The sequence below is a fragment of the Mycobacterium sp. NGS64 genome, assembly GCF_059812245.1.
Window position 1 is genome coordinate 621,158 of the sequence record NZ_JCALCI010000001.1, and the last position, 24,786, is coordinate 645,943.

General features: G+C 69.0%; 24 protein-coding genes. 11 read left to right on the forward strand and 13 right to left on the reverse strand.

Annotated elements, in window-relative coordinates; all coding sequences use genetic code 11:
• Window positions 1-5: 5 nt before the first annotated feature.
• On the reverse strand, window positions 6-1,040 hold the full coding sequence (locus AC5Y4S_RS03070; protein WP_500029653.1) for a YncE family protein: 1,035 nt from the start codon (window positions 1,038-1,040) through the stop codon (window positions 6-8).
• Window positions 1,041-1,204: 164 nt separating this feature from the next.
• On the opposite strand from AC5Y4S_RS03070, the gene AC5Y4S_RS03075 reads away from it, so the two are divergent.
• Both AC5Y4S_RS03075 and AC5Y4S_RS03080 read left to right on the forward strand, forming a co-directional pair.
• Window positions 1,205-1,765, forward strand: coding sequence for a hemerythrin domain-containing protein (locus AC5Y4S_RS03075; protein WP_500029655.1), 561 nt, complete (start codon window positions 1,205-1,207; stop codon window positions 1,763-1,765).
• Window positions 1,766-1,779: 14 nt separating this feature from the next.
• A complete protein-coding gene (locus AC5Y4S_RS03080) occupies window positions 1,780-2,433 on the forward strand; it encodes a UdgX family uracil-DNA binding protein (RefSeq protein WP_500029657.1) in 654 nt (217 codons plus the stop codon).
• On the opposite strand, the gene AC5Y4S_RS03085 is transcribed toward AC5Y4S_RS03080, so the two are convergent.
• The 5 genes from AC5Y4S_RS03085 to AC5Y4S_RS03105 form a co-directional block, all read right to left on the reverse strand.
• Complete coding sequence (locus AC5Y4S_RS03085) at window positions 2,430-5,336, reverse strand: FAD-binding and (Fe-S)-binding domain-containing protein (RefSeq protein ID WP_500029660.1); 2,907 nt, start codon at window positions 5,334-5,336, stop codon at window positions 2,430-2,432. The two genes, AC5Y4S_RS03080 and AC5Y4S_RS03085, sit on opposite strands and share 4 nt — an antisense overlap.
• A 15-nt stretch (window positions 5,337-5,351) precedes the next feature.
• Window positions 5,352-7,145: a thiamine pyrophosphate-requiring protein gene (locus AC5Y4S_RS03090; protein WP_500029662.1), complete on the reverse strand. Its 1,794-nt coding sequence runs from the start codon at window positions 7,143-7,145 to the stop codon at window positions 5,352-5,354.
• Between the two features lie 270 nt (window positions 7,146-7,415).
• Window positions 7,416-8,471, reverse strand: coding sequence for a DNA topoisomerase IB (locus AC5Y4S_RS03095; protein WP_500032096.1), 1,056 nt, complete (start codon window positions 8,469-8,471; stop codon window positions 7,416-7,418).
• 111 nt (window positions 8,472-8,582) lie between these two features.
• Window positions 8,583-8,981, reverse strand: a complete 399-nt coding sequence (locus AC5Y4S_RS03100; protein ID WP_500029664.1) for a heme-binding protein — start codon at window positions 8,979-8,981, stop codon at window positions 8,583-8,585.
• Window positions 8,982-9,261: 280 nt separating this feature from the next.
• A complete protein-coding gene (locus AC5Y4S_RS03105) occupies window positions 9,262-10,104 on the reverse strand; it encodes an SDR family oxidoreductase (protein ID WP_500029666.1) in 843 nt (280 codons plus the stop codon).
• A 168-nt stretch (window positions 10,105-10,272) separates the two neighbouring features.
• Between AC5Y4S_RS03105 and mbp1 the strand changes: the two genes are divergently transcribed.
• Window positions 10,273-10,509 carry a microaggregate-binding protein 1 gene (mbp1, locus tag AC5Y4S_RS03110; RefSeq protein WP_500029668.1) on the forward strand — a complete coding sequence of 79 codons (237 nt, stop codon included), beginning with the start codon at window positions 10,273-10,275 and terminating at the stop codon, window positions 10,507-10,509.
• Window positions 10,510-10,621: 112 nt separating this feature from the next.
• Window positions 10,622-10,897 (forward strand): DUF3349 domain-containing protein, encoded by a 276-nt coding sequence (locus AC5Y4S_RS03115; protein ID WP_500029671.1) that lies wholly within the window; start codon window positions 10,622-10,624, stop codon window positions 10,895-10,897.
• Between the two features lie 4 nt (window positions 10,898-10,901).
• On the opposite strand, the gene AC5Y4S_RS03120 is transcribed toward AC5Y4S_RS03115, so the two are convergent.
• Genes AC5Y4S_RS03120 through AC5Y4S_RS03135 form a run of 4 tightly spaced genes read right to left on the reverse strand, consistent with a single transcriptional unit; the run spans window position 10,902 to window position 14,001 of the window.
• On the reverse strand, window positions 10,902-11,666 hold the full coding sequence (locus tag AC5Y4S_RS03120; protein WP_500029673.1) for an endonuclease/exonuclease/phosphatase family protein: 765 nt from the start codon (window positions 11,664-11,666) through the stop codon (window positions 10,902-10,904).
• Window positions 11,667-11,711: 45 nt separating this feature from the next.
• Window positions 11,712-12,281, reverse strand: a complete 570-nt coding sequence (locus tag AC5Y4S_RS03125; protein WP_500029675.1) for a class I SAM-dependent methyltransferase — start codon at window positions 12,279-12,281, stop codon at window positions 11,712-11,714.
• Complete coding sequence (locus tag AC5Y4S_RS03130; RefSeq protein ID WP_500029677.1) at window positions 12,278-13,051, reverse strand: PIG-L deacetylase family protein; 774 nt, start codon at window positions 13,049-13,051, stop codon at window positions 12,278-12,280. The genes AC5Y4S_RS03125 and AC5Y4S_RS03130 overlap by 4 nt, the downstream gene beginning before the upstream one ends.
• Window positions 13,048-14,001: an acyl-CoA dehydrogenase family protein gene (locus AC5Y4S_RS03135; RefSeq protein WP_500029681.1), complete on the reverse strand. Its 954-nt coding sequence runs from the start codon at window positions 13,999-14,001 to the stop codon at window positions 13,048-13,050. The genes AC5Y4S_RS03130 and AC5Y4S_RS03135 overlap by 4 nt, the downstream gene beginning before the upstream one ends.
• A 167-nt stretch (window positions 14,002-14,168) precedes the next feature.
• Between AC5Y4S_RS03135 and AC5Y4S_RS03140 the strand changes: the two genes are divergently transcribed.
• Window positions 14,169-14,738, forward strand: coding sequence for a nucleotidyltransferase family protein (locus tag AC5Y4S_RS03140; RefSeq protein WP_500029683.1), 570 nt, complete (start codon window positions 14,169-14,171; stop codon window positions 14,736-14,738).
• Between the two features lie 149 nt (window positions 14,739-14,887).
• On the opposite strand, the gene AC5Y4S_RS03145 is transcribed toward AC5Y4S_RS03140, so the two are convergent.
• Both AC5Y4S_RS03145 and AC5Y4S_RS03150 read right to left on the reverse strand, forming a co-directional pair.
• The gene (locus tag AC5Y4S_RS03145; protein ID WP_500029685.1) at window positions 14,888-15,145 is read right to left on the reverse strand and encodes a DUF7218 family protein; all 258 of its coding nucleotides are present in this window, start codon (window positions 15,143-15,145) and stop codon (window positions 14,888-14,890) included.
• A 21-nt stretch (window positions 15,146-15,166) separates the two neighbouring features.
• Window positions 15,167-17,287: a catalase gene (locus tag AC5Y4S_RS03150; RefSeq protein ID WP_500029687.1), complete on the reverse strand. Its 2,121-nt coding sequence runs from the start codon at window positions 17,285-17,287 to the stop codon at window positions 15,167-15,169.
• 96 nt (window positions 17,288-17,383) lie between these two features.
• Between AC5Y4S_RS03150 and AC5Y4S_RS03155 the strand changes: the two genes are divergently transcribed.
• Genes AC5Y4S_RS03155 through AC5Y4S_RS03165 form a run of 3 tightly spaced genes read left to right on the forward strand, consistent with a single transcriptional unit; the run spans window position 17,384 to window position 21,048 of the window.
• Window positions 17,384-18,403 carry a chemotaxis protein CheB gene (locus AC5Y4S_RS03155; protein WP_500029689.1) on the forward strand — a complete coding sequence of 340 codons (1,020 nt, stop codon included), beginning with the start codon at window positions 17,384-17,386 and terminating at the stop codon, window positions 18,401-18,403.
• Window positions 18,396-19,154 carry an STAS domain-containing protein gene (locus AC5Y4S_RS03160; RefSeq protein ID WP_500029691.1) on the forward strand — a complete coding sequence of 253 codons (759 nt, stop codon included), beginning with the start codon at window positions 18,396-18,398 and terminating at the stop codon, window positions 19,152-19,154. Before AC5Y4S_RS03155 ends, AC5Y4S_RS03160 begins: the two co-directional genes overlap by 8 nt.
• A gap of 52 nt (window positions 19,155-19,206) precedes the next feature.
• Entirely contained in the window at window positions 19,207-21,048 is a 1,842-nt protein-coding gene (locus tag AC5Y4S_RS03165; protein ID WP_500029694.1) for a CheR family methyltransferase, read from the forward strand.
• Between the two features lie 30 nt (window positions 21,049-21,078).
• Here the strand turns inward: AC5Y4S_RS03165 and AC5Y4S_RS03170 are convergent, their stop codons facing one another.
• Window positions 21,079-21,936, reverse strand: a complete 858-nt coding sequence (locus AC5Y4S_RS03170) for a chemotaxis protein CheB (RefSeq protein WP_500029696.1) — start codon at window positions 21,934-21,936, stop codon at window positions 21,079-21,081.
• A 179-nt stretch (window positions 21,937-22,115) separates the two neighbouring features.
• Here AC5Y4S_RS03170 and AC5Y4S_RS03175 point away from each other — a divergent pair, with 179 nt between their 5' ends.
• Genes AC5Y4S_RS03175 through AC5Y4S_RS03185 form a run of 3 tightly spaced genes read left to right on the forward strand, consistent with a single transcriptional unit; the run spans window position 22,116 to window position 24,786 of the window.
• Entirely contained in the window at window positions 22,116-23,255 is a 1,140-nt protein-coding gene (locus AC5Y4S_RS03175) for a glycosyltransferase (RefSeq protein WP_500029698.1), read from the forward strand.
• On the forward strand, window positions 23,237-24,301 hold the full coding sequence (locus AC5Y4S_RS03180; RefSeq protein ID WP_500032098.1) for a helix-turn-helix transcriptional regulator: 1,065 nt from the start codon (window positions 23,237-23,239) through the stop codon (window positions 24,299-24,301). Before AC5Y4S_RS03175 ends, AC5Y4S_RS03180 begins: the two co-directional genes overlap by 19 nt.
• A gap of 47 nt (window positions 24,302-24,348) precedes the next feature.
• The gene (locus AC5Y4S_RS03185; RefSeq protein WP_500029700.1) at window positions 24,349-24,786 is read left to right on the forward strand and encodes an SRPBCC family protein; all 438 of its coding nucleotides are present in this window, start codon (window positions 24,349-24,351) and stop codon (window positions 24,784-24,786) included.

Below are 24,786 nucleotides of genomic sequence, written 5' to 3' on the forward strand. Positions count from 1 at the left end.
TTGCGTTACAGGTGCGGCTTGGCGACGCTGACCACATAGGGCGTGTCGGCCAAGGTGAGGTAGATGCGGTGCGGCCCGATGGCCATGCCCGACGGCCGTGCGGATTGCGCGGCGCCGCCGGGCAGGGCCGACCGGTAGTTGGTCACGTGGATCTCGGGAATGCTCTGGTCCGGGAAGCCGGTGAAGCTGTTCGCCTCGAGCGTGACTATTTCGCGGTCGGTGGCCGCGTAGATGCGGGTGTCGTCGGTGCCGAGTTCGCGGATCGGCGACGGCAGCCGGGCGCTGGCCAGCACCTGCATTCCCCTGCCGCCGCGGCGCGAGTCGACCGCGTAGAGGGTGCTGCTGTCGTGGCCGGCCACATAGTTGCGGGTGTCCGCGGCGCCGTCGCCGGCCGAGACTGCCACGTCGATGCCCAGCGAGCCGCGGTGTTGCGGTGGCGACGAGAAGCCTTCGTAATAGCGGATTCCCGACGGCGCGTAGACGTGATAGTCGATCTTTCGCCCGCGATTGGCGCCGTCGATGCTGTCCGCGGGCGCCTCGCCGACCGGGGCGGTGGGCAGCTTCCGGAAGCCGTACTGGTCCACCGGCGTCACCGCCGTCCCGTCCGCGGACAGGGCGAGCAAGATCCCCATCCCGGCGTCCTCGGCCAGGTATGCCGGAGCGGGTCCGGCGTCGAAATCCGCGGTCTGGCGCAGGCTTTCCAGGTCGACGGCGGCCACCTTGCCGCGCTGCGGTTGCGGGACGAACACGACTCGGTCGTCCTTCTGGCTGATCTGCAGGTTGCGACCCACCGGCATCGGCGCGGACAGCCGCGTGTTCGCCGCGTCGGGACGGGCGCCGGCGGTCACCGCGGCCAGCCGGTTGTCATCGGTGATCGCGACCAGGGCGTGCGTGCGATACGACCAGACCGGCTGCCGCAGCGCCGCGCCCACGTGCCACAGCGCCACCTCGGGGGCGCTCTCCAATGACGTGCCCGGCGCCGCGCAACCCGGCGCCACCGTGACCGCGCCCAGGGCCAAGGCCGCGCCCAGGCGTCGCATCCGTCGAGACCAGCCGCTCATTTCGGAGAATTACCCCAAACCGCGCACCTCACACGCCTTTTTGTGGCCGCGACGCGCGCCGTTTGGTACCTGTGTGCCTCGGGTAGCCGCTAGGGAGCGCGCAACAGCCCGCGCGCTGCTGAGTGAGAAAGGGGAGGGACATCATGGCAGAACACGCCATCAAGTCGCGCTCCGACGTCGTCGACTTTCTGGTCGGTCAGCACGAGCTGATCAAGTCGATGTTCGCCGAAACGTTGTCGGCCTCGGGGAAAGAGCGGGAGAAGGCCTTCGTCGGGCTCCGGCGACTGCTCGCGGTGCACGAGACGGCGGAGGAGGAGATCGTTCACCCGCGCGCCAAGCGGAAGATCGCCGATGGCGCCGCGGTGGTGGACAAGCGCCTGGAGGAGGAGCACGAGGCCAAGACGGTCTTGCAGAAGCTCGAGAAGCTCGACGTCGACAGCGAGGAATTCACCCGCCATCTGACGGAACTCCGTGACGCCGTGATCGATCACGCCGAGCACGAGGAGAAAGACGAGTTCGCCAAGCTGAGCGAGGAATTGAGCGAGGACGAGTTGGCCAGGATGGGCCGCGCCGCCAAGCTCGCCGAGGCCGTCGCGCCCACCCGGCCGCACGCCGGCGTCGAGTCCCAGGCGGCGAACCTGACCGCGGGCCCCTTCGCGGCGATGATGGACCGGGCCCGTGACGCCATCATGGGCAAGGGCTGATCATGGCCTGAATCATGGCCGCACCCAAGACCAGCGCCGCGCGCTACCTGCCGCAGGACCGCGGGCTGGATTCGCTGAAAACCGCAGCCCAGCGCTGCCACGGCTGCCCGTTGTTCGCCGACGCCACCCAGACGGTGTTCGGCCACGGGCACCGTGGCGCGCCCATCATGCTGGTCGGTGAGCAGCCGGGGGACCAGGAGGACCGCGCCGGACTGCCGTTCGTCGGGCCCGCGGGGCGGTTGCTGGCCCGGGCGCTCGACGACGCCGGGATCGATCCGACGCTGGCGTATCAGACCAACGCCGTCAAGCACTTCAAGTTCACCCGCAAGGGCGGCAAGCGCCGCATCCACCAGAAGCCGAGCCGCACCGAGGTGGTGGCGTGCCGCCCCTGGCTCATCGCGGAGATCGAGGCGGTGGGCCCGCGGGTGATCGTCTGCCTCGGGGCGACCGCGGCGCAATCGCTTCTGGGAGCGAGCTTTCGGGTGTCCGCCCAGCGCGGCGAGGTCATCCAGCTGCCTGCCGCGGTCGATGTCGACGTGACGCCCGAGCCGATCCTGGTCGCGACCGTGCACCCGTCGTCGGTGTTGCGCGACCGCAGCGACTCCCACGACGAGGCCTACCAGCTATTCGTCGACGACCTGCGCAGCGCGCGTTCGGCGCTCGGTTAGGGCTCGGTTAGGGCGTTGGCCAGGACCTGCGCCACGTGCATCGGGCGCCGGTCGGTGGCGAGCGCGCGAATCTGGGTGCGGCAACTGAATCCGTCCGCCAGCACCAGCGCGTCGGCGTCGGCGTCGCGCAGGGCTGGTATGAGCTTGTCCTCGGCGCATGCCACCGAGACGTCGTAGTGGCCCTTCTCGAAACCGAAATTGCCGGCCAGGCCGCAACATCCGGCGTCGAGGACGTCCACGTCCACGCCGGCATCGGCGAGCATCTTTTTGTCCTTGGTGTAGCCCAGGATCGCGTGCTGGTGGCAATGCTGTTGAACCACCGCGTGTGCGCCGATCTGGGGCGGCTCCCAGTCGGGCGCCTTCTCGGCCAGCAACTCGCCGAGCGTGCGGGTTTGCTTGGCCAGCCGGTGCGCGTCCTCGTCGCCGAACAGCAGCTCGGGCAGGTCCGATCGGAAGACCGCGGCGCAGCTGGGCTCCAGGACCACCACCGGTGTGCTCGTCCGCAGCGCCGGACGCAGCGCCGTAAGCGTGCGCCGCAGAACGCGTTTGGCGACCTTGAGCTGCCCGGTGGAGATCCAGGTCAGCCCGCAGCACACGGTGCGCCGCGGCACCTCGACCTCGAACCCGGCCGACTCCAGCACGGCCACGGCGGCCTTGCCGACGTCGGGTTCGAAGTTGTTGACGAAGCTGTCCGGCCACAGCACCACCCGGCCCCTTGCCGGCCCCCTTGCCGACACCGCGGCGGCCGGGGTGCGGTGCTCGAACCACGCGGTGAACCGTTCGTCGGCGAAGCGGGGCAACTCGCGCTGCGGGTCGATGCCGCCGACCTTCTTGAGCAGTGTCGACGACCCGGGCGCGTGCGCCACGGTGTTGAGCGCGCGCGGCGCCACCGCGGCCAGGCGCGCCCACAACGGGATCCAGCCCATCGAGTAGTGCGCCATCGGCCGGAAGCGGCCGCGATAGTGATGGAACAGGAACTCGGCCTTGTAGGTCGCCATGTCGACGTCGACGGGGCAGTCGCTGCGGCAGCCCTTGCACGCCAGGCAGAGATCCAGCGCGTCGTGCACCTCGGCGGATCGCCAACCGTCGGTGATGACGTCACCCTGCAGCATCTCGAACAGCAGGCGCGCCCGCCCGCGGGTGGAGTGCTCCTCCTCGCCGGTGGCCCGATAGCTGGGGCACATCACGCCCGATTCGTGGCCGCGGCACTTGCCGACCCCGACGCAGCGCGCGGCCGCCCGCGAGAAGCGGTGGTCGTCATCGGGATAGGAGAACATGACCTTGGGTTCGGCCGGGCGGTAATCCACGCCGAAGCGCAGGTTCTCGTCGAGCCGGTACGGGTGCACGACCTTGCCGGGATTCATCCGGTTGTCCGGATCGAACAGCGCCTTGGTCTGCTCGAAGGCTTTGACCACGCTCTCGCCGAACATGATCGGCAACAGCTCGCCGCGCGACTGGCCGTCACCGTGCTCGCCGGACAGCGAGCCGCCGTAATCCACCACCAGCCGCGCCGAATCCTCCACGAAGGAACGGTATTTGGCGATGCCCTCGGCGGTCCGCAGCACGAACGGGATGCGGGTGTGCACGCAGCCCTGGCCGAAATGGCCGTACAGCGACGCGCTCGCGTAGTCGTAGCGCTCGAGCAGCTTGCGGAAATCCCGTAGGTAGTCGCCCAGCCGGTCCGGCGGCACGGCCGCGTCCTCCCACCCCTCGTGGGTTTCGGGCTCGTTGAGCGGGTATGCGGTGGCGCCGAGGCCGGCCTCGCGAGCGGCCCACACCTCCTGCTTGCGTTGGGGGTCGTCCAGCACGGTGGCTTCGGTGTGCACGTGCTTTTGCAGGGCGTGGATCATCGACTTGGCCTTGCGGTCGGCGTCGTCCTGGTCGTCGCCGTCGATCTGCACCATCAGCCAGGCGTTGCCGTCCGGTAGCTCCCGCAGCGCCTTCTCGGCCAGCCGCCGCGAATGCTCGAGCTCGACCAGGCGGTCATCGAGGCCCTCCAGCGCGGCGGGCTCATGCTCGAGCACGGCCGGCACGGCGTCGGCGGCGGCTCCGATGTCGTCGAAGCCGAGGACCACCAGCGCGGTCGCCGCCGGCGGCCGGACCAGCTGCAGCTCCGCGCGCAGCACGGTGACCAGGGTGCTCTCCGAGCCCACCAGCGCCTTCGCGACGTGAAAGCCGTTCTCCGGCAACAACGAATCGAGGTTGTACCCCGAGACGCGCCGCGGGATGTCCGGATAGCGCGACCGGATCTCGTCGGCGTGCCGCTCGGCGATCGCCCTGAGGCCGCGATAGATCTCGGCCCTGCGGCCGCCTTCGTCGAGGATGCGGCGGAATTCGTCGTCGCCGGTCGGCCCGACCCACATCCGCAGACCGTCGTAGGTCACCACCTCGAGGCGGCGCACCGAGTCGACCATCTTGCCGTACGCCTGGGCGCTGGAGCCGCAGGAGTTGTTGCCGATCATCCCGCCGATGGCGCAGCTGACGTGGGTGGAGGGTTTGGGACCCACCATCCAGTTCGCCGACTTCAGGCGGTCGTTGAGGACGTCGAGCTTGATGCCCGGCTCCACCACGGCGATTCCCGCTTCGGTGTCGACCGACCCGATCCGCGTGCAGTACTTGCTCCAGTCGATGACCACCGCGGCGTTACAGGACTGCCCGGCCAGGCTGGTGCCCCCGCCGCGCGACAAGACCGGCACGTCGTGGCGGCGACACACGCCGATCGCGTCGGCGCCGGCCGACGGGGTGCGCGGCAGCACCACCCCGATGGGCACCTGCCGGTAGTTGGAGGCGTCCGTGGAGTAGGTCGCGCGCGACCCCGGGTCGAACCGGATTTCGCCGTCGACCTCGGCGCGCAGATCGGCGGCCAGCGATTCGAACAACTTGGGCGATCGGGTCCCAGTCATCGCTCGGCCCGCTCCTCAATTCTTCTTGTGCGGCAGGAACTCCTGCGCCTTCGTTTTCAGGCCCACCTTGACGAAGCCGACGCGGTCCTCGTCACCGGACAGCACCGCGGCGGTGGCCGCCTTGAACTGGTCCCAGGTGGCGTGCGGCGGGATCGGCGGCATGTCGGGGTCGGTGTAGACGTCCAACACGGTGGGACGGTCCGCGGACAACGCGTTGCGCCAAGCGTCCGCCAGCTCGTCGCCGTCCTTGATGGCCATCGCGTTCAGGCCCAGGCTGGCGGCGAACCCGGCGAAGTCGATGTCCGGAAGGTTCTGCGATTCCGCGAATTTCGGCGCACCAGCCATCGCCCGCATCTCCCAGGTGACCTGGTTCAGGTCGTTGTTGTGCAGGATCGCGACGATGAGGCGCGGGTCGCCCCACTCCTGCCAGTACCGCTTGATCGTGATGAGTTCGGCCATGCCGTTCATCTGCATGGCGCCGTCACCGCTGAAAACGATCACCGGCCGTTGCGGGTGCGCGAATTTCGCGCCGATGCCGTAGGGCACGCCGGGGCCCATGGTCGCCAGGGTGCCCGACAGCGAGCCGCGGACGTTGCCGCGGAACTTCAGTTGGCGCGCGTACCAGTTGGCCGCCGAACCGGAGTCGGCGGTGACGATGGCGTCGTCGGGAAGCTGTGGGGACAGCTCGGAGAACAACCGCATCGGGTTGATCGGGTCGGCGCTGACCTTCGCCTCCATGTCCATGGTTTCCCACCACCGCGACACGTTGGCCTCGACGGTTTCGCGCCAGCTGCGGTCCTCCTTGCGGCGCAGGTGCGGAATGAGGGCCCGCAGCGCGGCCTTCGCGTCCGAGACCAGGTTCACCTCGTAGGGGTAGCGCATGCCGATGAACCGGCCGTCGATGTCGATCTGCACGGCGCGGCACTGCCCGAACTCGGGCAGGAACTGCGTGTAGGGGAAGCTGGACCCCACGGTCAGCAGCGTGTCGCAATCGCGCATCAGCTCGTAGCTCGGCCGGGTGCCCAACAGGCCGATCGAGCCCGTGACCCACGGCAATTCGTCACTCAAGACGTCCTTGCCCAACAGCGCCTTGGCCGCCCCGGCGCCGAGCAGGTCGGCAACCTCGGCCAGCTCCCCGCGAGCCCCTCTGGCGCCGTTGCCGACGAGCATGGCGACCCGTTTCCCGGCGTTGAGCACGTCGGCCGCGCGCCGGATCGCCGCGTCGTCGGGGGAAACCGCCGGCCACTCGATGCCGAGGCTCGAGGGCACCATCTTGAAGGCGTGGGTGGGCGGCGAATAGGGCAGCTCCTGCACATCGGCCGGGATGATCAGCGCCGTGGGCGCTCGAACCGCCATCGCCACCCGGATCGCGCGGTCCAGCACGTTGGGTAATTGCTCTGGGACAGTGACCATTTGGACGTAGTCGCTGGCGACGTCCTTGAACAGGCTCAGCAGGTCGACCTCCTGCTGATAGGACCCGCCCATGGCGCTGCGGTTGGTCTGACCGACGATGGCCACCACCGGAACGTGGTCGAGCTTGGCGTCGTAGAGGCCATTGAGCAGATGGATCGCGCCGGGACCCGAGGTGGCCATGCATATCCCGACCCGGTCGGTGAACTTGGCGTACCCCACCGCCTCGAAGGCGCTCATCTCCTCGTGCCGCGACTGGATGAACATGGGCCGGTTGTCGGCGCGCCCGAACGCGGCCAGGATGCCGTTGATGCCGTCGCCGGGATAGCCGAACACGTGCTCGACGCCCCACGTCCGCAGCCGCTCCAGTAGGTAGTCCGAGACCTCTTGCTTAGACATTCAATGCCCTCCTCGACAGACGTTGGGGTGTCGTTGGGCGCGCGAATCTTTGCCCGCGTCGGCTTGGTCGCCGCGCCGAACGAGACCGGATCGCCATGGGTTCGACTTTCCGGGCGGCTTTCCGAGCAGCACTTTCGCGCGTGCTTCGGCGCACAAATCAGCGCATACCCGAATTCGCGGCCCTTATTCCTGGGCGCTCGCTGGGAGTTTTCGGGGTTCGGCGCCCCATATTCCCAGGTACCGAAGCCCGCGGCCGCGCGACGCCTCGGTTCACGCGCTCTTGGGCAGTGCGGAAGCCCCGGATGCGCTGTGGCCCTTGGCAACTCGTCGAATGAGCATGCGGGTCGCCTTCTCCAGGATTTCCTGTTTGGCCTCGGGTCGACGGGCGCGTTCGGCTCGGCGCACTGCCGTTTGGATCGTCAGGCCCTGCTCGTAGCCGCTGACGACGCGGGGGTCGACATAGGATCCGCGGGCCACCGCGGGGGTGTTGCCGAGCTCCTCGGCGACTTCCTTCATGACCGCGGACTCGACGCGCTTGATCACCCGCTGCGACACGGGCGGGTCCGCGTCGGCGAAGGCGGCCGCCGCCAGCACCGTGCCGTGCCAGGTGCGCAGGTCCTTGACGGTGTACTGGTCGCCCACCATCTCCTTGAACCGGGCGTTGAGGTCGTCGGAGCGGATGTCGACCCATCCGGATCCGGTACGGCACACCAGCAGTCGGTCGGTGCGCTGCGGGCGGCGGACCAGGGCGCGCACCGCGCGAACGATTTCGGCGTCCTCGATTTCCACCGTGCGCCGCACGCCGCTCTTGGCGGGGAAGTCGAATGCGACCGCGTGGCGGCGCACTGTCACGTGGCTGCACAGCAGGGTGGCCAATCCGTAGGACTCGTGCTCCTCGGCGTATTGCTCACCGCCGGCGCGGAAGTAGCCGCGGTCGAGCAGGCGCAGCGCGACCGCCAGCACCCGCTCGCGCGTCAAGCCGCGGCGCGTCAGGTCTTTGGCGATGCGCGCCCGCCACAGCGGCAACTGCACCGACAGTTCCAGCACGCGGTCGAATTTCTCCTCGGCACGCTCCTGCTGCCAGGCCGTGTGATAGAGGTACTGCCGGCGGCCGGCCGCGTCCGTGCCAACGGCCTGAATGTGGCCCTTGGGATCCGGCGAAATCCACACCTTCTTCCATGCGGGCGGGATGACAAGGTCCTTGATGCGCGCCAGGGTGCCCGGATCGGACAGCAAATTTCCCTCGGGGTCGTAGTAGGCGAAGCCCTTGCCCCGGCGTTTGCGTGCGATCCCCGGCTTGCCCAGATCGCTGCGACGCAGCCGCATGGTTGCCTCCAGTCCCATTGGCCGACTGCACAAGTACCGGCTCAATACCCGCCCGCGGTACACGCGAAACGACCCGCCACGGCGTTGTGGCGGGTCGTCTCTCGGTCGGGGTCAGCCGGCCATGAACTCCTGGTAGGCCGACTCCAGGAATGGCGGCAGGGCCTTGACGTTGCACTGCCGTTCCGTGTCGCCGATCGGCGCCAGGATGCCGCGCAGGTCGTAGTACTGCTGCGGATGCGAGGTGAAGTAGCCGCGCAGGCTCGACTCGGCCTCGGGTCGCGGCTGGCCGTAGGCGGCCGTGACCACCTGGTTGGCGTCCGGGTGGGCGGCCAGGTATTGCTGCGCCGCGCCCTGGACCGACGACACGGTGGAGTTCACCCCGGCCGGGCTGCAGTCGGGCGCTGCGGCCGCCGATGGGGCGCCGATGATGCCCACGGTCAATCCCCCGAGCAGGAAGCCCGCGCTGATGCCGGCAACTCGCCGGCGCGCGACGATACTGCTGTTTTTCATGATCAGTCTTGTCCTTTGTAATTGATCAATTGATTTCGTGCAGAGAGGCTCCCGATCCTCGAAAACCAAGGTAGCGGAAGCCAAAAGCGGGGACGTTCGCTTGAACCGAACACTGCGAATCACGCAGGGCCCGATCGCCCCACGAGCCCCATTTTCGCTAAGCGAGCAAATAAATATGACCGGTTATGTTGAGAATTCTTAGAGAACGGGCCCGGTTCTTAACCAATCGTGACATCGATCGTGACGCAACCGTGACCTCGCTGGGCCTAGCTCAATCGGCCTAACGGCTGGTGGGGGAGAGATCCCGCGTTCGCAGCGCCGTCGGTGGATCAGCGCCGTCCGCGGCCGACTCGCCGTCCGTGCCAGGGGACGATAGGGAGTGCAGCCACGTGTCGAGGTCGGGGCCGATCACGATGGCGCCGTCGGACGCCAACAGCGCGCCGGTGGCGAGCGCACCGAGCGCGGGCGGGACGGCGCGCACGCGGCGGTTGTCGCCGCGGCGGGCGAGCAGTTTCGACGTCAGTTCGGGGAGGCGGACGGCCTGCGGGCCGGCGATCGTGCGTGGGCGATGCGTCTGCGCCAGGGCCGCCTCGACCAGCACGTCGGCGACGGTGTCGGCGGCGATGGGTTGGATCAGCCAGTCCTGGACGACCACCTCGCCGTCGCGGGAACTCACCGCGGCGGGGTTGGTGGCGAACTCGTACCACTGGGTGGACTTCACCAGGGTCACCGGCACCGGGCCGTCGAGCGCGATCTCCTTGGCGGCGCGTTTGGCCTCGAAATACGGAAAGCCGTCGAATGAGGGATCTTCGATTCCGGCGACCGTCAACACCACCAGCCGCTGCACATCGCGGGCGGCGCACGCTCCCACGACGTTGCGGGTTGCGGTGGCCACCGTCTGGGTGATGTTCGACCCCCCGTCGGCGGGCATGGGGTTGGAGACGTCGATGACGACGTCGACCCCCGCCAGCGCCTGGAACAACCCCCGCCCCGAGACGACGTCGACGCCGTGAGCGCGGGAGATCTCGACCACCTCGACGTCGCGGGCCTTCAGCCGGGCGACGACGCGGGACCCGGCCGTGCCGGTCGCCCCTATGACACCGATAGTGCTCAGTGACTCCACCCCCTCGAGCAGTCGGGGGCAGTAACTACCCGGAATTACCGCTTTCAAACGAAGGAGTCCGCACAGCGAAACGCTCGCCCGCAGCCGGGCGAGGGTGTTTGGCCCTGCGCCGGGCGGGAAGCCGGTAGATGCAAATCAAGACGTAACCACCGAGAGGGAGGTCGACCAATGGGCGATCAGAAGAGCGGACCACAAGAGGCCGTCAAGGGCACCGTCGAAGGCGTCAAGGGCAAGGTCAAGGAGGTTGGCGGAACCGTCACCGGTCGCGACGACCTCGTCGAAGAGGGACAGGCTCAGCAGGACAAGGCCGACGCCCAGCGCGACGCGGGCAAGAAGGAAGCCGAAGCCGATTCGGCGCGCGCCGGCGCCAAGGCCGCCGAAGAGCGCCAGAAGGAAAACCAGTAAGCCATCTCCACTGGGGCCCGGTCCGGCAGTCGGACCGGGCCCCTTTGGTTTCAAACGGAGACGCCGGGTTATTCCTGGTAAGACCGCCCGGCGCGGCGGCTGGAGGTGAGGGATGGTCTTACGCGACACGGTGTCGAGCGTCATCGCGTTTCTGCGCGCCGGTTACCCGACCGGCGCGCCGTCCCTCGGCTACGCGCCGCTGCTGGCGTTGTTGCCGCGGCAAGTGTGCGACGACGAGGTCACCTCGATCGCGACCGCCCTTACCCAGCGCCGGTCGATCGACGACGCCGACGTCGGGGCGGAGATCCTCCGGGTCACCGACGAGATGCCCGCCCCGGACGACGTCGACCGGGTCCAACGGCGACTCGACGCGATGGGCTGGGCCTGAGCGCTCAGGAGTGCTCCAGGTCGACCGCCAGCGGCCGGTGATCGGAGATCGGCATCACTTCGGACTGAACGGCGCCGCCGCGCAGGCCGGGGTCGTCGGTCAGGATGTGGTCGAGCTGGCGGTTGGGGGCTTGGGCGGGAAAGGTTGCGGCCGCGGCCAGGGACCGCATGCCCGACCAGCGGCGCACCGCGTCCGGCGTCATGTTGAGGTCACCGGTAAGCAGCCGCGGACCCGGGAAGCCGCGCAGGTCGTGGATCAGGCGGCGCAGCTGGCGCCGGTTCCAGCCGGGCACGAACGACAGATGCGTGTTGGCCACCGTGAGGCCGCCCCACGCGGTGTCCAGCTGCGCGATGACGGCGGCGCGCGGTTCCTCGTCGACGACCATCACCCGGTTCGGTCCGGGCAGATACATAGGAAACCGCACGGGAATACGGGGCAATCGCACCACCTGCCAGCTGGCCACGGGATACCGGGACAGCAGCGCGATCCCATAGGCCGCCGTGCCGGGTTGTTCCTCGCCCGTAGCGGCCATCCACGTCGCGCCCGGCGTGCCGGAGATCGCGGCAACGAACCGATGCTCCACGGCGCCCATGGCGTCCGCCGCGACCGCGGTGAGGTCGGCGAGGGAGGAGCGCGGCTGATCGCAGTCGACCTCCTGCAACCCGAGGATGTCGGGATCCAGGCGGCGCACGCAGTCACGCAGCCGCGCCGGATCCACCCCGTTTCCGACGGTGCGGCCGTGCAGGATGTTGAAGGTCGCTACGCGCATACCCTTTTCGATACCCACTCCCGGGCCGCGGTCACCAATTCGCGGCTAGCGGCCGCCGCCGGTGTCGAAGACCTCGATGACGAGATCGCGGTCCCCGTACCGGGCGACGGACGTCAGCTCGGGCGTCTCCGCGATGACGGCGTGGGCCGCGTCGCCGGTGAGCGGATGGTCGGCCAGGGGGTGGCGCCAGTGTGCGGCAACGACTTTCGCCCCCGGCCGCAGCCGCGGGCATTCGCGGGACAGCAACGCGGCCAGCGCGTCGGCTTCCAGGTCGCAGGCGACCTCGCTGAGCATCAGCAGGTCGAAGGGCCCGGGCGGCCAGGGCGCGTCCCGGGGCGATAGGTACAGCGTCACCCGATCCCGGCTGCCCGCCCGCCGCAGCCGCGCGTCCGCGCTGCGCAGCGCCGCATCGGAGACGTCCATCGCGGTCACGCGATCACACCGCGCGGCCAGCTGGGCGGTCAGCGTCCCGGTCGAGCAGCCCGGCTGCAAAGCGTGCCGATACCGGCGGTCGGGCAGCACCGCCAGGGTGATCGCGTCCCTGCGTTGTTGGTACCACGCCGGCGTCGGCAGCGGCCGGGGATCCTCGATGCCGGCATGCGCCGCGGCGGTCACCGGAATACCACCTCGCCCACCGCGAGGATCCGTTGCAGCACGAACGGCGGGACGGCGGGCGCCGCCCCGACGGCGGGCGGCTCGAGTTGGCTGCGGAAACAGCGCGCGGCGAGGCGTTTGCGGGCGAGCGCGCGGGTGGGCACGGGCACCGACCGGGCGCGGTGCCAGGGCACCGTCGGGTCGGCGGGGCTGGCCCAGTGCCACATCCACACCGGGTATTCCAGCAACACGGCGCCGGTGCGCCGGCAGGCCTCCGCGGCCGCGCGCCCCACGGCCTCGTGATCGGGGTGCCCGTCGCCGCGCCAGGTGGCGGCGCACCACGTCCCGGGCGCGGCGGCGTCGAGGATGCCGGTGAGGAGTTCGGCGACCTTGTCCTCGTGGTCGGCCAGCTGCCCGTCGGGCAGTCCCAGCGACACGGGCTTCGGGATGCCCAAAATGCTTGCCGCACGGCACAGTTCGTACCTGCGGGTGATCTCCCAGCGCGTCCGCTCCCGCGCCGTCGCACCCGGGCGGCCCGCGCCGCCGTCGGTGACCGAAATGACCTGCACGTCGACCCCCGAGGCGACCAGTTGGGCGGTGGCCGCGCCGAGTCCCAGCGTCTCGTCGTCGGGGTGGGCCGCGACGACGACCAACCCGGGACACGCGCTCAGATCCAGCGGGGGCAGCGGTTTCCAGTGCAGCGCTGCCAGCCACACCGGCGCCGGCGTGCCGCCGCGGGTCAGCGGCTTGGCCGCAAACTTGGCGCAATTGCTCGCCAGCAGGGTTTTCATGGCCTTGATGGCCTTTGCCCGGCGAGGCGCCCGAGCTCGGCCAGGTCCCGCTCGGCGTGGCTTTGCCGGACGTAGATGGTCAGGTCGGCGACGCGCTGGGCGTGTCGCCCGTCCTGACACAGCGGGCCCGGCCCCAGGGCGCGGCCGGTGCGCGTGATGGCCTCGTCGACCGCGTGCTCCACGACCGTGCGCGCGCGACGGGCCAGCAGCTGAGCGGTATTGGACCGGTCGAACGGATCGGTGTCGATCTGCATCGCCGCCGTGGTCAGGATGGCCTCTCCCGCGGCCAGCGCGGCGTCCACCGCACCCAGGTGCGCCAGGGAGTAGGCGTCGGCGGAATCGCTTGTGGCACAGCGGTATAACGGCTCCGCGACCCGCCGCGCACCGCCGAGCCAGCAGGCCGCGACACCGGTGGCGCCGTGCCAGAACCCGGGCCGGGTCAGGTAGTCGTCGGGATCGCCCACGCCGACGGCGCGCGCGTTGGTGAATTGCACGGCCCTGGTGTCGCTTCCGGCCATCCCGACGTTCCACCAGGTGGTCGGGAGCGCCTTGACGGCGGGTTCGGTGACCGGCACCGCGAACAGCCCGCACCGTCCGTCGTCGAGGCGGGCGGTCACCAGCGCGTGCGTGCAGAACCCGGCGCCCGAGCACCACACCTTGGTGCCGTTGAGGATGATCGCGCCGCCGCGGATCCTGGTGGCGATCAGCGCATCGTCGGACGATTCGGCCGCCCACACGCCCCACAGCTGATCGGAATCGGGCGGCTTGCCGCCCAGCTCGTGCAGGATCGCGACGGCGTCGGCGTGGGCCTCGGCGATCCGGGCCGCCACGATGTCCTCCTCGGCCAGCCGGGCCAGGCGTTGCCAACGCTCGGCGGTCCGTCCCGAGGCGGGCAACGGCAGCTCGAGCCGTCCCGACTCGAGCCAGTGCCGCACCAACCCCGCCGTCATGCACGATCACCCACGATCACGACGGCAGCCCCCTCGCATACGTGCAAGACAGGGGCTGACATAACACAAGACTTGCCAGTGTGACGGTCGCTTAAACGGACGACGAACGATGTCACGCGAATCCGCAACAGGTTGTCCGACCGAAAGGGGGGTATCACCTATGCACGATGACAGCCACCCAGACCCCCTCGGGCGTGTCCTGCAATGAGCTGCGGGAGGCGTTGCGCGGCGCGGCGTCGGCGCTCAAGGAAAACGGGCCGCGCTTCGCGTTGGCCGGCACGTACGCGTTGTGGGCCTTCGGCGCGCCCGAGCCCAGCCACGACGTGGATCTCGTCGTGGCCGAAACCGACGTGGCCAGCGCCGAGGCCACCCTCGCCGGCGCCGGATTCGCGATCGAACACCCCCCGGAGGACTGGTTGTTCAAGGCGCGAACCGGCGACACCGTCGTCGACGTCCTGCACCGCATCAACGGCGAGCCCGTGGAGCCGGCGACGCTGGACTGCGCCGAACAGCGCGACGTGTTGGCGATCGCGATGCCGGTCCTGCCGCCGACCATGGTGGTCATCCAGAAGCTCCGCTCCCTGAACGAACATCACTGCGACTTCGCCAAGCTGCTGCCGCCGGTCCGGGCGGTCCGCGAAAGGCTGGACTGGGAGCACATCAGGTCGCGGACCGCCGACAACGATTACGCGGTCGCGTTTTTGGTGCTGGCCGATCGGCTCGGGCTCACCGGCTAGTCGCGTTGCGGCTAGCCGCGTTGAGTGTGCGCTGGCGGTTTTCCGTGTGCACCGATGGTGGGATTCGGGCGATTCTTCCGCCCAGGATTCACACGCAAGGGCCACAATTCACACGCAACGTCCGAAGGCCACGGCTGGGCACGCGCGCGTCAGTGGTTGCGCAGCTTGGTGATCAGCTTGTCCTTGGTCAGGCTCGAATAGCCCGACATGCCAAGCTCTTTGGCCCTCTTCTTCAATTGCGGAACGGTCCAGTCCGCATAGGATCCGGCCTTGCCGCCCTTGCGGCCGACGGACGACTTGCCCCGGCCCGCGGCCGCGTTGGAGATCCGCGCGGCCTTTTCCTTGGAATCACCCTGCTTGCGCAGATCCTGATACATCTTTTCGTTCTTGATCGACGAACGTGGCATCGTTTTTCCTCCTTGAGTGGGTTATGCCGGTACCGGGTCGGTCTGGCGTTCCCAGCAGCGGTGCCGGGCCAGTGCGGCGGCGAATTCCTCGGCGAACTGGTCGGGGAAGTCGTCGGCGGCCGCCTTCGTCGTCACGACGGAGCGGTCGGTCACCACGTCGGTGGCCGAGTCGCTGTCGGAGGCGAGGCGGGTGTCGATGTGCGCGGCGCGCAGCAGATCGATCCCCTTGCCGTACGCGCCGATCGGCTTCAGGTGCTTGTAGGCCTCGACCACGAAGTGCACGGCGTAACCGTCCTCGGAAAGCGTCGCCACCGAATCCGGTCCGCACGCCACCACCACCGCGTCGTAGAGGACCGACGCCATCGTGGTGAACGCCCGGTCGACGGGGAGCTCCCCGCCGGACCCGCCGCGCAGGGCGCCGCCGGCGACGGGGGCCAGGACCTCGACCGTCGCGCCGCGCTCAGCCATCAGCTCCTTGAAGCGTTGCGTCCCAACGACATCCACGCCGTCCGCGGCCAGGACGGCGATCTTGCGCGACTCGATGCTGTCGGCCACCCCGATCTGGGACAGCGCCGGCGAGGACGCCACCTCGCCGTCGACCGCCTCGTCGGGCGGTTCGGGCAGCCCCAGCTTCGCCGCCACCTGAGTGGCCAGCCCATGGTCGACGCGAGCGAGCTGGGCCACCACCGCGGAACGGATGTCGGGCACTTCGACCTTGCCCAGTTCGAAGGCGAACGCGGCGACGATGTGTTCGGCCTCGACCGGCGACATGCTCTTCCAGAACATCCGCGCCTGACCGTAGTGATTCTCGAAGGACTTGGCGCGCTTGCGCATTGCGGCGCCGTCGATCCGCTGGGTGTAGTGGCGGAACACGTCGTCGTTCGCCAGCGCCGGGCACCCGCCGCCGAGGGTGTTCTTGTAGTAGCTGGACCGCCCCTGTGGGATGGCGTGCTGGGAGTAGCCGTCCTGCTGATTGTTGCGGACGTCGGCCACCGGCCGATTGACCGGCAGCTGCGCGAAGTTCGGCCCGCCCAGGCGGATCAACTGCGTGTCCAGGTAGGAGAAGTTGCGGAACTGCAGCAGCGGGTCGTTGGTGAAGTCGATCCCGGGCACCACGTTGGCGGTGTGAAAGGCGACCTGCTCGGTCTCGGCGAAGAAGTTGTCCGGGTTGCGGTTCAGCACCATCTTGCCGACCGGGTGGACCGGAACCTGTTCCTCCGGAATGATTTTCGTGGCGTCGAGGAGATCGAAGTCGAACTTGAACTCGTCGGCCTCGGCCACGAGCTGTACCCCGAGTTCCCATTCCGGATACTGGCCGGACTCGATTGCCTCCCACAGGTCGCGCCGGTTATAGTCGGGATCCTTGCCGGCGATCTTCTGGCATTCGTCCCAGATCAGCGAGTGCACGCCGAGGCGGGGCTTCCAGTGGAACTTCACGAAAGTGCCTTCCCCGCTGGCGTTTACCAGGCGGAAGGTGTGCACACCGAACCCCTGCATCATGCGGTAGCTGCGCGGCAGCGCGCGGTCGGACATCAGCCACATGATGGCGTGCAGCGTCTCGGGCTGCAGCGAGACGAAGTCCCACAGTGTGTCGTGCGCGGAGGCGGCCTGCGGAATCTCGTTGTGCGGCTCGGGTTTCACCGCGTGGACGAAGTCGGGGAACTTGATGCCGTCCTGGATGAAGAAGACCGGGAAGTTGTTGCCCACCAGGTCGTAGTTGCCCTGCTCGGTGTAGAACTTGGTGGCGAAGCCGCGCACGTCGCGCACGGTGTCGGCCGAGCCGCGCGACCCGGCCACCGTGGAGAACCGCACGAACACGGGGGTTTGGCTGCCCGGCGTAGTCAGGAATTTCGCCGCCGTGTACTCGGCCAGCCAGTCGTCGTACGGTTCGAAGAAGCCGTATGCGCCGGCGCCGCGCGCGTGGACGACGCGCTCGGGGATCCGCTCGTGGTCGAAGTGGGTGATCTTCTCCCGGGCGTGAAAGTCCTCCAGCAGCGTGGGTCCCCGCTCGCCGGCGGTCAGCGAATCGTCGGTGTGGTCGACCCGGACGCCCTGCTGGGTGGTCAGGTAGCCGGTGTCGCGGCGGACCCGCGACGGCTCGAGGTCGCGCTGTTTCGGATCGGATTCGTGGTTGCCTGCCATGGCTTTCGGTTACCACGATTGACCGGTCATAAACGGGCCTGTCTGTCCCTGTCCACCGGCCGCCCGGTTACGTAGGCTTGATGCGGGTAGTCGAGGGTGGTGATTGACGCGACCAACCAAAACGACGGGCTGCGCGGAGTGGTCGCAATCGGCGCCTCGGCCGGGGGAGTCGAAGCCCTCTCGCGTTTGGCCGCCGGCCTGTCGCCGGATCTGCCCTACGCCTACATGATCGTGCTGCACCTCCCCGCCGGTGCGCCCAGCGTTCTGGCCCAGATCGTCGACCGCAGCGGCCCCCTGCCGGCGGTCACCGCCGAGGACGGCGCGCCGCTTGCGCCGGGCCGCATCTACGTCGGCGGCCCGGACCGTCATCTGCTGGTGGCCGACCATCGCATCGTGCTGTCGCAGGGGCCGACCGAGAACGGCCATCGGCCCGCCATCAACGCTTTGTTCCGGTCGGTCGCGGTCGCGTTCGGGCCGCGCGCGATCGGGGTGTTGCTGTCGGGCGTCCTCGACGACGGCGTGCTGGGGCTGGCCGCGATCCGTTCGTGTGGCGGCACCACCATCGGTCAGACACCGCAGGACGCGCTGTTCGGGGCGCTGCCGGCCAACGCGCGCGACGCCGGCGTGCTCGACCGACAGGCCATGGCGGCCGAAATCGGCGCCGTCCTCAAAGAGTTGGCGCACAGAGAAATAGAGGACACGAGCATGGAGCCCGACGCGGCGCTGGACCTCGAGAACCGGATCGCCATGACCTCCCGGTTTGCGACCGACTTCGACACCCGGGAACTCGGCGCGCCGTCGGGATACACCTGCCCCGACTGCCACGGCTCCCTGATCGCGGTCGGCGAGGGCCACTTTCGCTGCCACGTCGGGCACGCCTGGACGTCCGACGCCCTGCTGGCCGCGCGGGACCACGAGATCGAGGGCGCGCTCTGGGTTGCCCTGCGCAGCCCGCGGGAGAAAGCCAAATTGGCCCGGCAACCAGCCGACAAGGCAGGTCGGGGCCCGGTCGCCCGGCACTACACCACGGTGGCCGAGGAGAGCGAGAAGGCGCTGACGGTGCTCGGTGACCGGCTGGCCGCCAACACCCCCGATCGCGGTGATCCCGGTGTTTGAACCCGGGCCCGCCATCCGGATCGATGTGGAGCCTCAGCAGGATGTATCGATCCTGGTGATGGACGGATTGCTGGACAGCGCGACGTATCGGACGGTCCGTGACACGGTGATCAAGGCCGCGCTGGACGAGCCGCGGGCGGTGATCGTCGACGTCGACCGCCTGGGCGTGCCGTCCGCGTCGGCGTGGTCGGTGTTCACCAGCGCCCGCTGGCACGTCAGCGTCTGGCCGGACGTGCCCATCCTGCTGGTGTGCGCGCGATCGGAGATTCGGCAAGCCATCGCCGAAGGTGCCGTGACCCGATACGTGCCTGTGCACCCCACCCTGCTGTCGGCGCTGGAGGCTGCGCGCCGCCTGCCGATGGCCGTCCGCCGGCGCGCGCACAGCGACCTTCCAGCCACCGCTGCCGGCGTCGGCCTGGCCCGCGCCATGATCACCGACTGGCTCACCCACTGGGACCAGCGCGACCTGATTCCGGTCGCGGCCACGGTGGGCACGGTTTTCGTCGAAAACGTCCTCGACCACACCGACAGCCCACCGGTGCTGATCGCGGAGAGCTATCGGGACACCGTGACCGTCGCGGTCGAGGACCGCAGCGACCGCCTGCCCGGTCGGCACGAAGACGCCGATCGCGGCGTCGAAATCGTCTCCGGCCTGGCGATCGTGTCCGCGTTGTGCCGCGCGTGGGGGTCCATCCCGACGTCGTCGGGCAAGACGGTGTGGGCGGTGGTCGGACGCGAAAATCTGCTGTGACGTCGGAGTAGTGTTCGAGTCCGACGGCGAACGTACTTGCGACGGGACCTTGATGGACGGCACGACGGACGAGGCCTTCGAGGCATTGTTGCGCTACATGCGCGACTCCCGCGGCTTCGACTTCACGGGCTACAAGCGCACGTCGCTGATGCGCCGGGTCCGGCACCGTATGGAGCAAGCGGGCTACACCGCGTTCGAGGAATACCTCGACGTGCTGCAGGCCAGCGCCGACGAATTCGCCTCGTTATTCAACACCATCCTGATCAACGTCACCGCCTTCTTCCGGGACCCGGAGGCCTGGGAGTTCGTCAGCGCGGAGGTTATCCCCCGGACGCTGGCCGAGCGCGGGCCCGCCGAACCCATCAGGGTGTGGAGCGCGGGATGCGCGTCCGGCCAGGAGGCCTACACGCTGGCCATGCTGCTGGCCGAGGCGATGGGACCCGATTCTTTCCGGCAGCGCGTCAAGATCTACGCCACCGACATCGACGAGGAGGCGCTCACCGAGGCGCGCATGGCGTCCTACGACGCCAAGGCCGTCGAGTCGGTGCCGCGAGATCTGTTGGCGCGCTACTTCGAACAGGTCAACGGCCGCTACGTCTTTCACAAGGATCTGCGCCGCGCGGTGATCTTCGGTCGCAACGACCTGGTCAAGGACGCGCCGATCTCGCGCGTCGATCTGCTGGTGTGCCGCAACACCCTGATGTATCTCAACGCCGAGACCCAGCGAAACGTGGTGGGGCGCCTAGCTTTCGCGCTGGCCCCCCACGGCACGCTGTTCCTCGGGCACGCCGAAATGCTGTTGAGCCACAGCGAACGCTTCGCCGCGCTGAGCCTCAAGAACCGCATCTTCCGCAAGGTCGCCGGGTCCCAGGGCTTGCCCGATCGTTATGATCCGGCCGCGGTGTTCTACGAGCGCCAGGGCGACTTGCAGGGCCTGACCACCGTGCGCGACTTGGCTTTTCGCGCCAGCCCGGTGGCCCAGATCGTGGTCACTGGCGAGGACACCGTCGCGATGATCAACCAGCAGGCCGAGACCGCCTTGGGGCTCTCGGCCCGCGACATCGGCCGGCTCCTGCGCGACCTCGAAGTCTCCTACCGCCCGGTCGAGCTGCGCGCCTACCTCGAGCAGGCCAAGGTGGAGCGGCGGTCGGCCCGGATCCCGGATGTCAAGTGGCAGCGGCCCGGCGCCGAGACGGCGTGGTTCGAGATCCACGTCAATCCGCTCGTCGACGCCGAGAACGGTCTGCTCGGCGTGTCGATCGTATTCTTCGACGTCACGGCGACGCGCGCGCTGCTCGACAAGGTCGTGCAGACCAATCACCAGCTCGAGACGGCCTACGAGGAACTTCAGTCCACCAACGAGGAGCTCGAGACCACCAACGAGGAACTGCAGTCCACGGTGGAGGAACTCGAGACGACCAACGAGGAGCTGCAGTCCACCAACGAAGAGCTCGAGACGATGAACGAGGAGCTGCAGTCCACCAACGACGAGCTGCACACCATCAACGACACGCTGCGCGAACGGAGCGCGGAACTGGACGACGCCAAGAACTTCCTGGATTCGCTGACCAACTCGATTCGGTTGGGGATGGCGGTGGTGGACCGCGAGATGCGGGTGGTGGTGTGGAACCGGGGCTGCGAGGACCTCTGGGGGCTGCGGGCCGATGAGACCACGGGAACCCGGTTGAGCGAGATGGAGTTCGGACTGCCACTGGACACGGTGCGGCCCTTGATCGGCAACGCATTCGTCGATCCGGACAGCTCCGGCGAAACCGTGGTGGACGCCGTCAACCGGCGCGGCCGGCAGGCCCGGGTACGAGTTGTTTGCACATCGTTTCGGTCGGGCGACGGAACCGTCGGCGGCGCGTTGCTGCTGATGGAGGTCGTGAACTAGCCGTGGCTCAGTCGCAGGGCGGCGCGCGGGTCAGTGTCCCGACCGCTCGGACGCCTCCGAGGCCGCTTGGTGCGCCAATTGCGCGCGGCGCAGCGACTCCTGGGCCCGGCGGCGGGCGATCGACACAGTTTGCTCGGTCGCCCCGAAACCGTCGGACAGATCCTGTCGCCTGCGCCGCAGCTCCGCTGCGCGCAGTCGCGCCCGCTCGGCGCGGGTGGCCGCGCTATTTGGCGCGGGGTCCGTCGATCGGTCCGACGGGCCCGGCGTCGGCGGCCTCGGTGGCACTACGGACGGGCCCATTTCGGGTAGGGGTGCGCCACTGACGATGTCCGCCAGGACGCGCCCGATCTCGTGAATCGGCAGCACGAAATCGGCGCCGGCCCGCGCGGCCGCGAGCGGCAGCGACGGGTACCGGGCGGTTTCCGGGCTCTGGGCGACCACGATCGCGCCGGCCTGCCTCATCGCGACGGTGCCGACGGCGCCGTCCTGCCCAGATCCCGACAACAACACCGCGACGCTGCGCGCTCCGTACGATTTGGCCGCCGACGCCAGCAGCACGTCGAAACGCGGCTCGAGCCGTGCGGCCATTTTGTGCAGGCGACAGCGGGCACCGGGCATCACTTCCAGGTGCATCCCCGGAGGGCAGACCACGACCTGCCCCGGTGCGACGGCCTGACCGTCCTGCGCCCAACTGACCCGATGGAACGTCTGCCGGCTCAGAATTGTGGGCAGCACGCTGGACAGGCCGCCGAGGTGCTGCTGCACGACGATCGCCGTTGGGAAGTCGGTCGGCAAGTCGCGCAAGACCACGGAAATCGCGTCCAAGCCACCGGCCGACGCCAGCAGTACCACCAGCTCGACTGACGGGCGGGGCACGGCGGTCGTCATCCTCCCAGTGTTCCCCCAGGGAGGCTCCGGCCCAGCCCGGCCGACATATCCGTAAGGCGAAAATATCCGTAAGGCGAAACATCGGCCACGGGAGCGAAGGGGGCGAAATCCGGTGTTTCGCCCGCCGTATATCGGGTAGTTCTTTGGAATCGCGCGTCGCGGGTTGGAAGGGAGCCGTGATGAAGGTTGCAATCGTCACCGGTGACGACATCGTCGGCGACGACCCCCAGCAACTTTGCGCGGCGCTGACGGCCCGGGGCCACGCTGCGACCGCCCACGTCAGGGGCGAGGGCCGGACCCACCCAAGACCGGGTGCGGGCCTGCCGTATGTCGGCGACTGGGCGCAGGCATTGGAGCGCCTGTGGTCTGCCGAGCGGCCGGACATCGTGCATGCGTACGGCTGGCTGGGTGGGTTGGCCGCCCAGCTGGCCGCGCGGCGCCAACACATACCGACCGTGCAGAGCTTCCAGGGTTTGGCCGTGACATCACGGCCCCACGGTGGCGCTGGGGCGCAGCCTGGGCGCGAACGCATCGAGCCGCTGTTGGCGCGGGGTGCGACGTGGGCGACTGGTGAATGCACTGCCGACGTCGACGTGCTGGCCCGGTGGCGGGGCGGGCGGGCTCGGGCGTCGAGCCTGTGCAGCGGCGTCGACGTCGAACGGTACAGCCCGGTGGGACCCGCGGTGGCTCGCAATGGGAGTCTTCGCATTCTCTGCGTCGCCCCAAATCCCTTGCCTGACAATGGGCTTGACGTTGTCATTCGGGCATTGCCCAAGCTCGTGGGCGCAGAGCTGGTGATCGCCGAAACCGCCGCCTGCGAGCCCGGCCACGACCGGGCGCGCGCCGAGCTGAAACGTTTCGCCGCCGAGTCGGGCGTCGCCGAGCGGGTCCGCTTCGCGGGCGCGGTCGGCGACGACGACCTCCCGTCGCTGCTGCGGTCCGCCGACGTGGTCGTGTGCACGCCGCGGCAACCACCGCGGGCGACCCCGGTATTGCAGGCCATGGCCAGCGGTGTGGCGGTGGTCGCGCTACCGGTAGGCGTCCTGACCGATGCCGTGGTGGACGGCGTTACGGGGTTGCTGCTGCCGCGGCGCAGCCCCGCCACGGTCGCCGCCGCGTTGAGAAGCCTTCTGGCCCAGAGCTTTCAGTGTGACAGCATGGGCGCGGCGGGGCGAAGCCGCGCGGTCTCACGCTTCTCCTGGGACCGGATCGGGCTCGACGCGCTGAACATTTATCGGCAACTCGCCTCGCAACTGTCGGGGCCCGCCGCGGTCGCGACGGACGGAGCGCCGGTGCGGCGATCGGCCGCCCGATCATGACGACCACCGCCGACGGCGCGGTCGCTATAGCGGGCGAACCCGACGAGATTCAGGTCGACCTGCGCCCCGCCGTCGCGCGCGGCCCGGCGCCGGCCCAGGGTGCGGCGGCGGTCCGGTACGAGCAATTCCGCACCGTCCAGCCCGACGCCATGCGCCGGTTCTTTGCGGGCGCGTACTCGCCGGGCTGGCGCGTCAGCGGCCTCACGACCCGCTCGGCCCTCACCTATCGGCGCTGCGCGGTGGATTCGTTGGCGATCGACGAAGTGCTGATCCACGGTCCGGCGATCTTCGAAATCCCGCCCGCCGAAACGGTTGTCGTGATTCAACCCCGCGCCGGTTCCTTGACCGTGACGGGTGGACCATTCCCGAATGTCGACTGCCCCGTCCTGGTCGCCCACGGCTTGTCGTGCGCGCTGCAGGTGAACGGCGCGCGGTTCGATGTGGTGACCATCGCGCCCGAAGCGTTGCACAAGATCACCATGGACTGGCGCTCGCCGCCGTCGCAGCGCATCCGGTTCCTCAACTGGCGCCCACGGTCGCGGGGCGCCGTGCGCGCGTGGCATCGGGCGCTCGACTACGTGACCGCCGCATTGGCCGCGCCGGACACAGCCCAGCAGCCGATGATCGTGGCCGCGATGGCCCCGCTCCTGGCGGGCGCGCTGCTGGAGTGCTACCCGTCCAACGCGACCGAACAGGACCTGGCGGGTGACCCCTCGCTGCCCGAAACGCTGAAGGAGGCGGTGGCTTTCATCCACCGGCATGCCGCCGCTGACGTGAGCATCAACGACATCGCCGGGGCCGTGCACCTGACACCCAGGGCGGTCCAATACCTTTTCCGGCGCCAGCTCGACACCACCCCCACCGAGTACATGCGTCGCGTGCGGCTGCATCGCGCGCACCAGGAGCTGCTCGCCGGTGAGCGCGCCGGCACCACCGTCACCGAGATCGCGCAGCGTTGGGGCTTCGCGCACACCGGGCGCTTCGCCGTGCTGTATCGACAGACCTACGGCCAGAGCCCCCACACCACGCTCAAACAGGTCAGGTAACGGCTCTACCGGCCGCCGGGTTCTGAGCGGCGCATAGCATGGGCCGAATGGTCGAGATTCACGTGGAACGAACGATCGCCGCACCCGTGGAACAGGTCTTCGACTGGCTGGCCGACCCCGCAAATCTGGCCGCCGCTCCGCTGGTTCTCAAGGCCGGTTATGCGAAGGATTCGCCCGGCCACGGCGCGGGCGCGGTGCGCGAGGTGGTCGGCATCGGCACGTGGTTCCGGGAGGAGATCACGGCCTACGATCGGCCGGGCGGCTATTCATATCTCATCGTTCGGTCGTTTCCGCCGTTCAACCACGAGGGCGGCACGTTGACATTCACCGGCTCGGGGGACGGCACCCACGTGGACTGGCTGAGCAACTACACCCATCCCGCTCTGGCTGGGGGCAAGCTGCTGGAGGTGGTCAGCTATCGGCTGCTGCGCTCGAGTTTCCTTGCCATCCTTGATGCCTGCGCGAATGCGCTCGAGACCGAATAA